Annotated in this window: 4 protein-coding genes; 1 reads left to right on the top strand and 3 read right to left on the bottom strand. The window is 61.2% G+C overall.

Annotated features, from left to right (window positions below):
* Positions 1-91 precede the first annotated feature (91 nt).
* On the top strand, positions 92-1,768 hold the full coding sequence (locus tag L2Y96_RS06705) for a dihydroxyacetone kinase family protein (protein WP_247334403.1): 1,677 nt from the start codon (positions 92-94) through the stop codon (positions 1,766-1,768).
* Between the two features lie 269 nt (positions 1,769-2,037).
* Here L2Y96_RS06705 and L2Y96_RS06700 read toward each other — a convergent pair whose 3' ends face one another.
* Genes L2Y96_RS06700 through L2Y96_RS06690 form a run of 3 tightly spaced genes read right to left on the bottom strand, consistent with a single transcriptional unit; the run spans position 2,038 to position 15,630 of the window.
* The gene (locus L2Y96_RS06700) at positions 2,038-2,415 is read right to left on the bottom strand and encodes a hypothetical protein (RefSeq protein ID WP_247334401.1); all 378 of its coding nucleotides are present in this window, start codon (positions 2,413-2,415) and stop codon (positions 2,038-2,040) included.
* Position 2,416: 1 nt separating this feature from the next.
* Entirely contained in the window at positions 2,417-7,600 is a 5,184-nt protein-coding gene (locus tag L2Y96_RS06695) for an RHS repeat domain-containing protein (protein WP_247334393.1), read from the bottom strand.
* On the bottom strand, positions 7,597-15,630 hold the full coding sequence (locus tag L2Y96_RS06690; protein WP_247334391.1) for an IPT/TIG domain-containing protein: 8,034 nt from the start codon (positions 15,628-15,630) through the stop codon (positions 7,597-7,599). Before L2Y96_RS06690 ends, L2Y96_RS06695 begins: the two co-directional genes overlap by 4 nt.
* Between the last annotated feature and the right edge of the window lie 48 nt (positions 15,631-15,678).

Below are 15,678 nucleotides of genomic sequence, written 5' to 3'. Positions count from 1 at the left end.
ACCGGCCACGGACTCCCCCCTCGCAGCCCAACGGGCTTATGCTCGGGGAAGCCCTCCCAACGCGCCCCCCGCGCAAAGGCCTCGGTCCACCATGAAGAAGATCATTAACGATCCACGCCATGTCGTCCGTGAAATGCTTCAGGGTTCTGTAGCACGCTCGCCCGGGCAAGCCCTGCTATCGAACCAGAATGTCGTCGTGCGGAAGGCCCAGGATGGGAACGCCACGGTCGCCATTCTTTCCGGCGGCGGGAGCGGCCATGAGCCGGCCCATGCCGGGTATGTCGGCGAGGGGTTGCTCGCTGCGGCCATCGCGGGCGATGTGTTTACCTCGCCCAGTGTCGATGCCGTGCTGGCCGCGATTCGCACCGTCGGCGGCAGCGCCGGGGCCGTTCTGGTTGTGAAGAACTACACCGGCGACCGGCTGAATTTTGGGCTGGCTGCCGAGATCGCCCGTAGTGAAGGTATTCCGGTTGAGATCGTTACCGTGGCCGATGATGTGGCGCTGCGCGATACCGTCACGCCCGACCGTCGCCGCGGTATTGCTGGCACCGTGCTGATTCACAAGGTGGTTGGCGCGGCTGCGGCCGCGGGCAAGTCGGTCGGCGAGGTTGCCGAGCTCGGCCGCAGGGCAGCTACCGGCCTTGGCTCCATGGGCGTGGCGCTGGGTTCGTGCACCGTCCCCGCCGCTGGCCACCCCGGTTTTGAACTGGGGGAGGACGAGATTGAATACGGGCTGGGTATCCATGGCGAGCCTGGCGTGCGTAAGGGGTCGATCGCCCCGGCCGATGGGCTGGCGGCCACCGTGCTTTCCACCATCATCGAGGACCTCGCCCTGACTAGCGGGCAGCGTGTGGCCCTGCTGGTGAACGGCCTGGGTGCTACGCCACCCATGGAGCTCGACATCCTGCTACGCGGCGCGCTGGCGGTGCTGCGCGAACGTGGCATCGAGGTGGTGCGGGCGTGGTGTGGCAACTTCCTCACGGCTTTGGATATGCCCGGCGCTTCGCTCTCTGTGCTGAAGGTAGATGACGAGTTGCTCCGGTTGCTCGATGCCCCGGCCAGCGCTCCCGCGTGGCATGGCAGCGGTCTGTTGAACGATGCACCGATTCTTGAGGTGGCGGCGGCACCGGGTGAAGCGACCGTCACGGGGTCACCGACACCTGCTGGTGATGCGGTGCGTCGTGCGGCCCATGCTGCTGCTGAAGCCTTGATCAAAGCCGAACATGAGCTCACCGATCTCGATGCGAAGGCCGGTGATGGCGATCTTGGTGCCAGTCTGCGGCGCGGCGCCGAAGCGGTGCTCACCCTGCCCGATCATGCGTGGTATTCGCCGAAGAGTGCGCTGCGCTATATGGCCGATGCGATGCGCCAGGCGATTGGTGGTAGTTCGGGGCCGTTCTATGCGACGGGGTTAATGCGTGCAGCTCGCGAACTGAGTGGCGTGGCCGAGCCGACACCGTTGCAGTGGCATGCCGCCCTCGTCGCGGCCACCGATGCCATCGCGCATCTCGGCGGCGCAAAAGCCGGCGACCGCACGATGCTCGATGCGCTTTACCCCGCCGCCGATGCTTATAAGGCCGCGCTCGACGCCGGGATGAGCCCGTTCGAAGCGCTTGAGGCACTGCACCTCGCCGCCAGTCGCGGCGCCGAAGAAACCGCCACGCTCAAAGCCCGCGCCGGCCGAGCCGCCTATCTCGGCGACCGTGCCATCGGCATTCCCGATGGTGGTGCCGTGGCTGTCGCCCTCTGGATGGCAGCCCTCCGTTAGTGGGAGCGCGCAAGCGCGCGATCGCGCGCAAGCGCGCTCCTACAAGAGCGTCTCTGTGATCGTGGCTGTGGCGAAGCCGAATGCGAGGCGGCCTGCAGGCACGAAGGAAACGACTAGCTCGACCTCGCCTACATTAGCGCTCCTTGCTTTGATGTCTCACGGCATCACGACAGGCGATAGGCGCCGCAAGAACCTAAGTTATCGCGGCTAGCCCGTTCAACGGATCACACCATCCGCTGGCAGTCTCCCTGCCAGCCAAGGCCATTGATTTAGCGCGATTTCTGGTCCGTGAGCCTCTTATCTTCCGCAGATCGAGCCGCCTCATAGTCACGAATGAGCGAAAGCCCCGCCGTCGGTACAAGGACATCCGCGAGTGACAGATTTTCGCTGCCTGGAACGCTCGCTTGCTCCTTCAAAATGCCGGAAAGAGTCTGGAGGTGCGCACGGACTTCTTCGTTCTTTCCGGAATCGAGTTTTGCAGCCAGCACCTCAAACTCCTTCGCCCGTGAGAGCTCCTGCCCTCGATTGATGAATTGGCCAATTTGCAGCGCCTTGGTGAATCCGGCCCAGTATGCGCCCCAAGCAATGAGGGCGCAGGCGGCCAAGAGGAGCAAGCCGCCGCCCCACCGAAACAGCCTTCCTTTCATGTTATTCCCCCGCATGGTCCGCTACGCAGGCCGGCTCGCGAATGCGCCATTCTTCAATGCACGCAGTACGATCCAATACACCCGGACACTTCTTGCTGCATTTCACGATTTTTTCGAGCATCGCTGCATGGCAACCCATCATGCCACCTCCCGGGACTGGGATCGGCTTTAGCGGATCGTTCGGCATCGGCAAAGGACACTTTGGACCCTTCGTCGGATCAATTTCCCCGGTTGGCTCACTCTTCTTCTTTCCGAACGGCCACCAGTCACCACCTTCAGGACATAGTCCCGTCGGGTCAGAATACATGGTTGGTGCATTGCCAACATAACTAAAGAAATTAGGGCCACCACCATCGAAACGCATGGGGTCCTCGCTTATGAACCGCCCCATCTCTGCCGAATAGTAACGAGCCCGGAAGTAATAAAGTCCCTCCCCCTCCCATTCCCGACCGGTAAACTGAAAGCGATTCTGTTCGTCGGAGGTTGCGGGCAGCCCGAAAGCATCGTAGGCGTACCGACTTACGAGAGACTGACTTTCGTCAGTTGTGGCAACGACAGTGCCTAGTTCGTCTACCAAAAAATCCAACTCGCCGGTCGCCGCAAGCGCGGCGTAGCGATGATCAAGCCTATCGCCATTTAGGAACGTTTTTTCCTGCCCGTCCGTGGATTCGACCACAGGATTTTGTCCATCGTAAAGGTATGACGTAACAGAAGCAGCGCGTCGTTCCGTACGCCGGCCAAGGGCGTCGTATCTGTAGTCAATCCGTTCGCCGGTCGGGAGGCTTATAGAAGTAAGCTGGCCTCGGGCATTCCATTCGTACTTCGATTTACCATCATCAGTGAGCGAGCCATTCTCGTCACTTTTGACACCAAAACCACCAAACTCAACAGGGCGGTTAGCCTTGTCGAAAATGGAGCTTGCGTCATATGGCTTCGAGAGAAGGACTGATGGGACATCGTCCGTCTGCACGATCTTTCGGCCAGCCATATCGAAGCTATAACTCCTGGACTGAATAACCGTCCCATCTGTCTTCTTATAGACAATACCGACGGCATTTCCGTCTTGGTCATAGGTCGTAGATCCAGTAACTCCATTGGGAAACACCGTTTCGACTTTCCGCCCTGATGAGTCGTAGGAAAGTTTTACCACTCGCCCTTTTTGGGCTACACGCTGCAATCGATCGACTTCATCATAGCCAAACTCGATAGGCGCCTGCGAATTAACGGAGAGGGAAATACGTCGTCCACTGGCGTCGTACGAATAAGAAAGGTGCCCACGTACCGAATCTTCGCTGATAGGACGATCGAGTTCATCATACGCCCAAGATATCGAGCCCGATTCGCTATCCAAAAGCTCCGTCAAACGGCTGGCACCGTCATACGAGGCCTGGATTCCAGAGCCGTCAGAAAAGCCTTTCAGGCGCAACCGGCCGAGCTCATCGTAGGAGAAGGTGGTCTCACTGCCATCACGCAAACGATGAGATGCGACTCTGCCCATCTTATCGTATGCCCACTCCTCAACCTTCCCGACAGGATCAGTCATCGACGTCAGGCGATTCATCGGGTCGTACGCGTAGGTGATCTTCCCACCGTTTGGCAACGTAACTTCGGTCACATTACCGTTCCCGTCGTACGCGTAAGCAGTGGCTTCATTTTGCCGATCCACTGCACGAATGACCAAGTCATCACCACTGTACTCAAGCTGGGTGACGGAACCGTCCGGCAATGTTCGCGAGGTAACTCGACCGGCGTAGTCGTAGGTCATGGCGGTCACCCCTCCTTTAGCGGCGATCTCAGCAACGAGATCGCCGCCACGAAATTGGCGTTCACGCATATTACCCAACGGGTCGGTAACCGTGACGACGCGACCGCTTGTATCGCACTCTGATTTCCAGACTGCACCCTGCGCGTCCTCTTTTTTTACCTGGCAACCATCCGCGTAGGTGAATTTCGTTTGATGACCCATTGGGTCGCGCGTCAGCACAAGATCGTTGTCACCGTTGTATTCGAATTCTGTTACGTTCGGCGAGGCCGAACCAGAGAGTTTAATCTCACTGATCTTATTACCATTTCCGTCGTACTTGTAAGACGTCTTCCGACCGAGCGAATCGATCACTTCATTGACAAGTCCACTTCGGTCGCGCTGGTAGTTCGTGGTCTCCTCAGAACTACTACCGTAGCCAGTAATGACCTTCGATGTGTACCGGCTCGTCGGGTCGAATTCGTATCTGACACGCGACCCATCCCGTCGCTCAACGACCACCGAAGAGATGTGCCCGGTTGCGTCGTTCTCATACGCAAACGTCATCGTTGAGTCGTCAGCATACGTCTGCTTCGTCACCCGGTTTGACGACGGATCGTACGTGTTCCGCACCTTTAGATTTCCGCGGCGATCTCGGATGGATTCCACAAGCCAGGTTTCGGCCAGTGCGCCGCTCGAAGCATTCTTGACGTACGTGTAGTCTTCATGAGAGCCGTCCCAATACGTCACACGATCCAGGACCCAGCCGGCTGTCGTCCCGGAGGGAACATCAAGGGCATGATAGGCGTACTGAACTGACCGGCCAGTCTCATCCGCTGCATGTGAAATTAGGTTTTGACTGTTGTAGCCAATTTCGAGAGCTTTCCCGTTTGTCGAAATTATCCTAGTCAACAGGCCGCTTGTGTACTCGTATCGAGTCGTATTTCCGTTTCGATCTTTCTGGAGGTAGAGCTTGTTCGGTGCGTGACGATCAAACCAGTACTGATGGCCATCGGTCGTCGAAAGAACCCAATGTGCGCCTTCGGGCGTACTGTCATTAAGGAACTGCAGCGTTGCTCCGTAGAAGCTAGAGTCTGAACTGGTGTGCCGCCAGACAGTGCCGACCAGTGGCCATACCGCCGATCCAGCCGCGAGGTCAAACTTGATCGGTTCGCCACAGGAAAGGACCACCTTAGGATTACTGAGGTTGTCGCTCGAGATGGTCATTGTGAGCGAACTACCAGTTCCCAGACCAAATGGGGAGCTTGGGGAATAGAGTCCGTTAATGGATCGATCGACGCCAATAGGAACCGTGTCCTTCAAGGACAGGTCTAAGTTGTTCTCGTAGAAAATGCCCGTCTGCAGATCGACGGGATCGCCGTCCTTGGCGCCACATGTCGGCTTGTCATTGTCGGGTTGATCCGAGTTAGTCGAAGCACCCGCACCCAACGCCCAAACCAGCCGCGTGTCCTTATCCGCCACCAGCTGGCTGGCATCGCTGGACACATGCCCCGCCCCGTACATCTCCCAGCCCTTCTCGGCCGAGTACACCCAAAAATCCGCCTTGTCCGCCGGCTTCTGCTTGCCGTAGTTCGGATAGACGACCTGGATACCCTTCGCCGCCTCCGGTGTCATGCCCTGCACCACCGCATCGCCGGGCTGGATGGTGAAGTACATCGGGAAGTTGTCGGGTAGCGGGAACGGTGCGTGGTCCACCGGCGTGGGCACGATCGCGATCTCGTTGAGCACCTTGCCGTTGCGGTCCTTGAACACCGCGCCGGCCGGGATGCGCAGCTCCAGGCCCGGCATGTCCGGGTGGGTGAGCACCGTTTCGCGCGTGGTCGGCGACGGCAGCGGGATCTTGTCGCGCTCGAGCACGCGCGGCAGGTACATCACGAACGGCATGTGATTCACGGTCGCCGCAGTGACGTCGGCGCCCACGATGAAGCGGCCGTACTCGGTACCCGGCTTGCCGGCCGGACCACCGTCGACGAACAGCTCACGGCGGCCCGACTGGAGGTTCTGCAGCACGAACACACCATGGGCATCGGTCTGGACGGTCTGCTCACCGATGGTGATGGCGACGTTCGCGACGGGCGTCTCGTCGATCCGGCGCACCTGGCCGATCAGCGCCGTGGCGCCCTTGGGAAGGTTCGCTTCCAACTGCTTCGTATCAGGCAGGCTCTGGCGATCCTTGTACAAACGCCAGTGGCCGCCCGAGGCCGTCGCCACGTTGTCCTGGCCCGGGTAGAACGCACCGTCCTTCACCTCGCCCTTGTCACGGCACAGGTGAAACGCATCGCCCGGTTTGCAGGGCTTGGCTTTGCCTTCACCGGCCATGACATAGACGGCCGGCTCGGTGGGCTTCGCTGCGTCGGTGCCGGGGCGCTTGCCTTCACCGGCCAGCACCACGCCATTGCGTGCAGCGCGGGTCGTGAAGCCGATCGCTTCGTACGGGACCGGCTTGCCGCCCGCGGTATGCAGGCCCTGGACGAAGATGGTGTAACGCGCCGACGGGTACAGCTCGTCGGGCAGCTGGATGAAGGCAAGGCGGCCGTTCTCGGCACCCACCACGCGGGTCTTCACCACGCCATTGGGGCCAAGCAGGGAGACCGTACCGTTAAGCTGGGCGGCATCGATTGGCTCGTCGAACCGCAAGGCAAGCGGACCGATGGGCGAGGCGCTACGCGCATCCTTGAGCGGATAGGACGCGGCGATACCGGGCGTACCCGCATCATGGCGCTCGGGCGTACCGAACTGCCACGCGTCGTGGACCGGCCGGCCCACGTCGTCGATACCACCCGTGACCTTCAACGTGCCGTCGGCCAGCAACACCGCTTCACCACCAAGGCGCGCATGGGCCGTGTCGCCCGGCTCAACCGAAAGGCTGCGATCCAGCGGACGCCACACGGCCACTTCATGCGCCGGCACGTTACCCGGACCCCAGCCGCCAGTCATCGCGAGCGAGCCGTCCGACAACACGCTCAAGGTATGCGCGGCACGCACCGGCAGGCCTAGCCGGCCCGTCGTCACCAGCGCACCAGTCGATGGCTCGAACCACTCGCCCGTCTCGACCAGGCGACCCTCATTATCCACACCACCCCAGATCAGCACCTGACCCGTGGGCATGGCGGTAAGCGACGCAAAGTGACGAGGAGTCGTCAGCGCGATGTGCTTGTCGCCGAGCGTAAGCACGCCGCCACCCAAAGTGAGCGTCCGGCCATCCCCCAATGCGACCTGCGCCTCATCCGACAACCGGTCGGTGGCGAAGGGCCCGGGCACCGCCACGCGGACCGCGATGGGGTGGTGGTAGGCGACCGCCGCCGCCAGTGCACTCAGGGCGATGAGCGCACCCGAACCCGTAAGCTTCCATTTGTCCATGACCTTCCCCTGCGTCCTGTCGGTCGTGCTTTGCTGTTCGTTGGTGCCGGAACCACGCGTCATGGCGAGGTCCCCGTGGTGAGGGTGAGCGAGCCCTGGCCGCCCGACAATGCGTCGCTATTGACGATCACGGTGTATGTGCCATCCACCGGGAGGTTCGGCAGGTTCAGCGTGTCGTTGCCGTAGCTGCCGAGGATCGCGTAGCGGTTGTCCGGCGTGATCAGACCGCCATCGGGCCTGTAGACGCGCACATACGTTGCGCGACCTGCCGGGATCGTCGATGCCGCAGCGAGACGCAGTGCGAGGTTATCCTTGCGATGCGCAGTGAACGTGTAGCGGAGATCCTCGCCAAGGGCATGGGCGATATCCACCGGAACGTCCTTCGTTAGCGGACCACCTTCAACATTCCTGATGAAGCGGGCGTCGAAGCCGATCTGGTCGGTGGAATAACCCGGCGTCGCAACCACGCGGTAGTGCCCCGAAGCCAGGTTCCAATAATCCCTCGCGCAGTTGCTCGCCGTGTCGCAGTAATAGGCGTCGACTTGTGCACCAGCAGCATTCAGCAGCGCGACTGAGATGTAGTTGACTGACGGGTCCTGTGCAGTCGCCGAAAGCGTCAACTCGAAGTGACCTCCCGTCGCGACATCCAGATCCATGTAGATCGCCTGGCCTGGCGCATTGCCACGCGCATGCACGGCAGCACCGTCGCTGAGATCGATACCGGTAACTCCAGGAACCAGCGTGAGCTTGCCACCGCCGCCGACGCCATAGTCGGTGTGCACGATGACCGTATAGACACCGCTCTCTGGCAGGTCTGGCAGGTTCGCCAGCAGGTAGTCACGTGCACCTACCTGGCTATAGAAGCCATTCGGAAGGATACGACCGCCATTGGGCCGGTACACCCTGATGTAGGTACCCAGGCCAGGCGGTGACGTGGTGATGTCCGACAGCTTAAGCGCCAGTGTTTCACCGGCATTCGCGGTGAACGTGTAGCGCAGGAAGCCGCCATTCTCGTGGGCAACGTCGGCGGGCACGCCGCGGACGAGATCGCCCTTCACGGTATTGGCCCTCACCACGGCATCGAAGGTCATGCGCGACGATGCATAACCCGGTTGAATCAAGACGTGGTAGACGCCGCGCGGCATGTCCCACATATCACGAACACAACCAGGCGACGACGGGTAGCAATAGTAGTTATCGACCTGCACGCCGGCCGGGCTGAAAATGAACACTTGGTAGTAGTTGTCGCCGCCGTCATTCGACGATGCGCCGTAGAACATCAGCTCAGCATTGGTTACCGACGAAAGATCCAGGTCGAAATACACGTTTTGCCCTGCCGCATTCGCCTCGAGGTGCGTAACAACGCCATCGGTGAGCGTATGCCCGGTCGCGCCATCCACGAGCGTGAGCGTGCCTGTAGCGGCTATCAGGTAGTCCGTGTTGACGATCACGGTGTAAGTACCCGTGGACGGGAGGTTCGGCAGGTTTAGCGTCTGCGCGCCCGTACCGGACATCCAGCTGTACTTCGTGCCGTCAGTGATGACACCGCCATCGGGCCGGTACACGCGCACCACCGTGTTGAACCCACTCGGCGTCGAGGCGGGACTATCCACGCGTAGCGCCACGGTTTCACCCGTCGTACCCTGGAACGTATAGCGCAGCTCCTGGCCAAAAATACGGGTGATATCGGCCGGACTGTTCCGGGTGAGTACGCCCTTGCTGGCATGGGCACGGAGCGTCGCGTCGAAGGACATCGTCGATGACGAATAGCCCGGCTGGACGATCACGTGATACCTGCCCGCAGCCAGGTTCCACATATCGCGCGAGCAACTCGGATTGGATGGATAGCAATAGTAGCTATCGAGCTGCACGCCAACCGGGTTGTAGAGGAAGACCTGGTAGTAGTTGTCGGCGCCATCGCCGGTCGATGCGTTGGACAGGGCCAGCTCATAGGCACCACCGGACCCCACGTCGACGTCGAAATAGACGTTCTGTCCAGCCGATTTGGCCGCGGCATGAAGGGGAGATGCCTCGGTAAGCACAGCACCGGATGCGGCACCCACAAGGGTCAACTGTCCACTGCCCGGAAGGAGGTAGTCGCTGTGGACCAGGACCGTGTACGTACCCGTCGCCGGGAGATCCGTAAGGTTGAGGGTGGCCACATTTGACGTATACCCGGACGAATAGGCACCGTTGGGCACGATGATTCCGCCATCGGGGCGATAGACCCGGATCGCGGTATTGCGGCCGCCCGGGTTGGTGGTGATCGACGAGAGCGCCAGACCGATGGTTTCGCCCTGAGTCGCATCAAACGTGTAGCGCAGGATGTCGCCGCCACCGTGAGTGATATCGGCCGCCACACCACGCTGGAGCTTTCCTTTCTCCTTGTTGCGAACGAACGCCGCGTCGAAAGCCGGCTTCGAGGTGTTGTACTGCGGAATCACGGCCACCCGGTACATCCCTGGCGCCAGGTTCCACATGTCACGGGAGCACGACGGATCCGACGAGTAGCAGACGAAGTTGTCGAGCTGCACGCCGGCCGAGTTGAACAGGGAGACGGTGTAGTAGCTATTACCGTCCTGAAGATTCATGTTGTTGAGGAAAAGTTCGAAGTTGCCGCCCTGGCCGCCATCCACATCGAACCACGCCGTTTCGGCCGGTGCATTGGACTCGATATGTGTCGTTGTAGCGTCCGGCGTCAAAACCGAACCTGTCACGCCAGGCACAAGCAGAAGTTTCGCTGTAAACGGCATCAGCCAATCGGAGTTGACGACGACGGTATACGTGCCTGAAACGGGGATGCTGTTGATATTGATCGTTGAACGATCGCTCGTGACGACATTGGTCATGTACGAGCTCGGCTGAATCAAACCGCCGTCCGGGCGATACACGCGAACACCCACGTTACGTCCTTGCGGAGTGGTCAGGAGATCGGAAACGTACAGCGCTACCGTCTCGCCCTTGGACGCATCGAACGTATAGCGAATGAGATCTCCAAACTCGCCCGACACGACCTTGGCCGTACCGCGCTGCAAGGTCCCGCCATTCGGATTACTGCGTACGACCGCATCGAACGCCATGCCTGTCCCGTTCGAAGGCGACATGGAGATCGTGTAGCTACCCGGCTTGGTGTTCCAGAAATCGATGGTGCACGCAGGTTGGTCGGTCGAGCAGTAGCTACTTCCGATGCCCGCACCCGACGGGTCGTAGGCGTTGAGATAGAACCCGGTCGTACCGGTAACGTTATTGATGGCGAAATCGACGTTCTGGCCGACTGAGGCGGTGAAGACGAGCGATACCGCCGGATCGGGAGATTCCCACGCAAAATGCTTCGATGCCGCATCGATAACGATATTCGCGGGCTTCGGCGCGGGCGTATCGCCGGAACGGACGAAGTCTTCGGTCAGCTTGAGCGACCCGGCAACACCATAATCTCCGAGCACCATCACGGTGTAGGTACCGGTGACCGGCAGGTTCGAGAGCGTGAACAGGCGGTTGCCGCTCGCGGTATCTTCCAGGATCCGGCCCGTGCCGTTCGTGATGGCACCGGACGATGGAGAGAACACCATCACACGCACATTCCGACCCACCGGCGAGGTGAGCACATCCTGCACGAGCAAGGTACGCGTATCACCCGCATTGGCGTCGAACGTCAGGCGTTGAGCCTGGCCTAGCCCAAGGATGATGGCCTGATCGTCGCCATTCGACAGATGCACGCCCTTCTTGTGCGAAGTAAGCACCGCATCGAACTGTCCGACGGCACCGTTGTTAAGCGTGACCACGGCGCGGTAGTTACCTTCGGCCAGGTACCACAGATGCGTCTGGCAACCGGGATCACCGTAGTAACAGGTCGCGCTCGCGACCTGACGGTTCGTGGCATCGTAAACCTCCACGCGATACCAGCCGGCAGTGCTCCCATTGGCCGGCACGTTCGCAAGCGTAAGCTCGAGGTCGTCGAAGGCATCCGCGTGGAAATTCAGGTAAGCCGTCTGGCCAGGCGTCGGTACCGTAAAGGTCTGCGGCAACGCATCCTTCACCAGAGTGCCGGTCGTACCCGGTATGAGATCGAGACGGACGTGCGCCGGCACACCATAGCCAGGCATGACCATGACGGTGTAGTCGCCCGTCACCGGCAACGTCGGCAGGTCGGCTACCTGATTACCCGAGCGGGTGAAATCGAGGTACGCCGGCGTGCTCGTCGTGATCACACCCACATCGGGGCGATAGACGAGGAAGCGAACGTCGCGGCCCACAGGGGCCGTAACGATACCGGTTTCCTGCAAAGCGACGGTATCCCCGGCGTTCGCATGGAACGTCAGACGCTCCACCTGACCCGTGCCGAGATCGAACGACGCAGGCGCGTCGAACGCAAGCACGCGGCCGGTACGATTGGGCGTCACCGTGGCGTCGAACTTAAGGCTACCACCCCAGTTGAGCGAGACAGTGGCGCGGTACTTGCCACCTGCCAGCGCCCACAGATGGAATTCGCAGCCAGGGTCAGATGTGTAGCAAGTGGTCCCGCCGATACTACGACCCACTTCATCGCGGATATCCACGCTGTAGGCGCCGTAGCTCGCCCCCGTCTGCACCACGTTCGAGAACACCAGCTCGAGATTTGCCCCACGGGCAGCCGTGAAGTCCAGATAAGCCGTTTGTGTGGCCGCATTGCTTTCGAACGTATGCGGCGCGCCATCGGCGGGCACCGAACCGGTGAGGCCACCTACGATAGCCAGCTTCACGTCCGCAGGCACACCGTAGTCCGGAAGGATCACGACCGTGTAATCACCCGTGACAGGGAGATTGGGCAGGTCCAGCAACTGGTCGCCTGCACGGCTGAAGTCCGTGTAGGAAGGTGTGGAAGTCGTGATCGTTCCGGCGTCCGGGCGATAGACCAGGAAACGGACGTTACGTCCGACGGGATCGGTCTTGATACCGGACTCCACGAGTGCAAGCGTGTCACCCGCATTGGCATGGAACGTCAGGCGACCGGCCTCGCCACGGACGAACGACGCCGAAACCGGCTGGTCGCCCGTGAGCTGCGGAAGCACCTTGTGCGGCCGCGCGGCGGCATCGAACGAAAGCGTACCGCCCCAATCCGTGGTGATCGTGGCACGGTAGCTACCGGCAGGAAGGTTCCAAAGATGGAATTCGCATCCCGGATCGCCCGTATAGCACGTGGTGCCGCTGATGTTCCGACCCGCCGAGTCGCGGATGTTCACGCTATAGGCGCCGTAGCTTGCGCCGGCCTGCACGATATTCCAGAACGAAAGTTCCAGGTTTTCACCCTGGTAGGCCGAGAAATCAACATAGGTCGACTGGCCCGAGCCACGCGTATCGAAGTGCCCCGCGGTGCCGTCCGCCGGCAAGCTGCCAACTTCGCCACTAATCAGCTGTACCGTGGTATCGATGCCGACACCCGTGTCGGAGAGGATCGCGATCGTGTAGTCACCCGTGACCGGCAGGTTCGGCAGGTCAATCAGGCGTGGCCCGTATGTGCTGAACTCGGTATAGGCGGGTGTCGCCGTGGCAATCGCCCCGGCGTCGGCGCGATAGATGATGTAGCGGGCGCTCTGCCCGGCCGGCGTGGTCGTCAGGCTGTTTACGGCGAACGCGAGGGTATCGCCCGCATTGGCGTGGAATGTCACGTGCTCGGCATTGCCGCTGTCGAGCGAGATGTGCGCAGGTGTATCCACCGCGAGCTGACGGCCGGTGATGACATCACGGATGCCGGCCTGAACATGGAACGTGCCACCCCAATCCATGGTTATGGTCGCGCGGTAATGCCCTGCGGGCAGATACCACAGGTGGAACTGGCAACCGACGTCGCCCATATAGCACGTGCGTCCCTGGACAAAGCGGCCCGCGGCGTCCTGAATATTGACCTGGTACGCACCGTAGCTAGCGTTAGTGAGCACAGCTCCCGTGAAGGTGAGCTCCATGCGCTCGCCCGCCGTGGCATCGAAGTCTACGTACATCGACTGGCCAGGAGCGTGCGTGTCCAGTGTGATGGGCGCCGCGTTCGTCGCGAGCGTCGCCGTGGTCCCTGTCAACAGGCTGATCTGTGCCGCCACCGGCAGCCCGTAGTCTGGCAACACAATGACCGTATACCGTCCGGTGACCGGCAGGTTAGGCAGATCGATAACGCGGGAGCCAGTGGTGGAAAAATCGGTGTAAGCGCGGGTCTGCGTCGTGATGTAGCCCGCGTCCGGACGGTAGACGAGGAACCGCAGGTTCTGCCCTTGCGGCGTCGTGCGGGTGTTGCTGATGAACATGGCCAGCGTGTCGCCCGCCTTGGCATCGAAGGTCAGGCGCTCGGCCTGGCCCAGAGCAAGATCGATACCCATGGTCTCATCATGGGCTAGCGTACGACCAGTGAGTTGCTTCTGGAGCGTAGCATCCAGATGCAGCGTACCGCCGTAGTACGGCACCACCACGACCTGGTAGTCACCCTCGTTCATGTACCAGAGGTGCAGATTGCAGTTACCGCCGGGGTACGTGGTGTAGCAGGACGTATAGGCGACTTCGTTGCCCGCCGCCGCGTACACATGCACTTCGTAATACGTCTGCGTCGTATCGGTAAGCGTTGCGTTCGCCACCGTCACATCCACGTCGTCAAACGGATTGGCGTGGAAATTCATGTACACGTTCTGGCCGGGGGACTTCGCCTCCAGCGAGACTGGGGCAGCACCAGGAATGAGGACGCCGGTCGTACCTTTGATCACCGAGACGCGCATGCTGCCCTTCACACCGACACCCGGCGCGGCCACGACCTGCCAGGTACCGCCCATGGGCAGATTGGGCAGGTTGATGGAACCGGCGCCCGACGCAACGCCGCTCGTGTAGAACGCGCCCGAAGGCGTGTACACCGAGTACGTCACGGCCACGTTGCCCGGCTCCGTGGTCGCACCGGCGATCTTCACCACCAGCGTGTCCTTGGCCTGGGCGTTGAAGATGGCGCGCACGCTCTGCGACGGCACCTGGGTGACGAGGGTGAGTTCGTCGTCACCGAAGGCCACGTTAGAAACGGCAGAAAGATCGAACGACGACGAACCGCCATCATTCGGGCGGAACAGCACCATATAGGTGCCCGCACCCTGCAGGCGGCCCAGGTGGATCGACGGCGCATTGGCCGACACGGTGCCCTGCAGCACCGCAACGTTACCCGGCGCGTAGACGGTGTAGCCGATGTTGCCCGAGCTTCCCGAGAAGTTCGCCAGTTGCAGGCTGATCCACGAGCGGCCTTCGCTGTCGAACATCACGGCGCCGTAGCTGTTGCCGTCGGTCAGGTCGACATGGCCCGAGCTGGTATCGAGTGTGGCGACGCTACGTGAGTGCACGTTGGCCGGGTCGATACCCGCTGGCACCACAAGCACACTCTGCACGCTTTCCGCGGTGCCGTAGGGCGTCTGCACGCTAACGCGGCCGCTGCTTGCCGAAGGTGGAAGTACCGCTGCCAGATGTTGGTTGGTCGTCCCCTGCCCGATATCGAGTGAACGGCCACCGATGCGCAACGACGTCTTGCCAGGGATGGGATAGAGATGCGAACCATCGATACCGATGGATGTGCCGACGACGGCGATATCGGGCGACACCTGGCCGATGACCGGCGGCAGGCCTGTTTCGTCAACGGTAAAGGGCGTGTCGCTGGCCGCCGTGCGAGAACCGACGCTGACCGTGACCGGGCCCGTCGTCGCGGCATAGGGCACGGTGACCTTCAGTTCGTTAGCGGTCGCCGAAGACACCGTGGCCGGAACCCCGTTGAACTGCACGGTGTTGTTGGCCGCAACGCTTTCGAAGCCCTGGCCCCGGATGGATACCGGTGTGTCGACCGTGCCATGGGAAGGCGTCATCGCGAAGATGCGTAGCTCGGAAGCCTGCACGCGCTCGATGCGCAAAATGTTGCCCATGGCGTCGTAGACGTAGCGGGCACTCTCACCACTGTCGTCGGTTACGACCACCAGGCGGCCATTCGCGTCATAGACGTATTGCGTGGCGGCGGCGGGTCCGGTGGCGAACAACGCCAGCACGGCCACGGCAAACCACGAAGCGAGCATCCCGCGCGCGTGCTTAGCACGCGTCCACTGCGAAAGCATAAGCACATCCCCTGTGGCCGGCGCCCTGCCAGCCTTCCCTTCATGTAT

The sequence above is a fragment of the Luteibacter aegosomaticola genome, assembly GCF_023078475.1.
GTDB lineage: Bacteria > Pseudomonadota > Gammaproteobacteria > Xanthomonadales > Rhodanobacteraceae > Luteibacter > Luteibacter aegosomaticola.
The sequence above is the reverse complement of the archived record's forward strand: the minus strand, read 5'-3'. Positions and strand labels throughout refer to the sequence as shown.

Excerpts from the sequence above, each read along its gene's own strand:
- L2Y96_RS06690 (WP_247334391.1), bottom strand. The coding sequence starts at position 15,630 with ATGCTTTCGCAGTGGACGCGTGCTAAGCACGCGCGCGGGATGCTCGCT.
- L2Y96_RS06695 (WP_247334393.1), bottom strand. The coding sequence starts at position 7,600 with ATGACGCGTGGTTCCGGCACCAACGAACAGCAAAGCACGACCGACAGG.
- L2Y96_RS06700 (WP_247334401.1), bottom strand. The coding sequence starts at position 2,415 with ATGAAAGGAAGGCTGTTTCGGTGGGGCGGCGGCTTGCTCCTCTTGGCC.
- L2Y96_RS06705 (WP_247334403.1), top strand. The coding sequence starts at position 92 with ATGAAGAAGATCATTAACGATCCACGCCATGTCGTCCGTGAAATGCTT.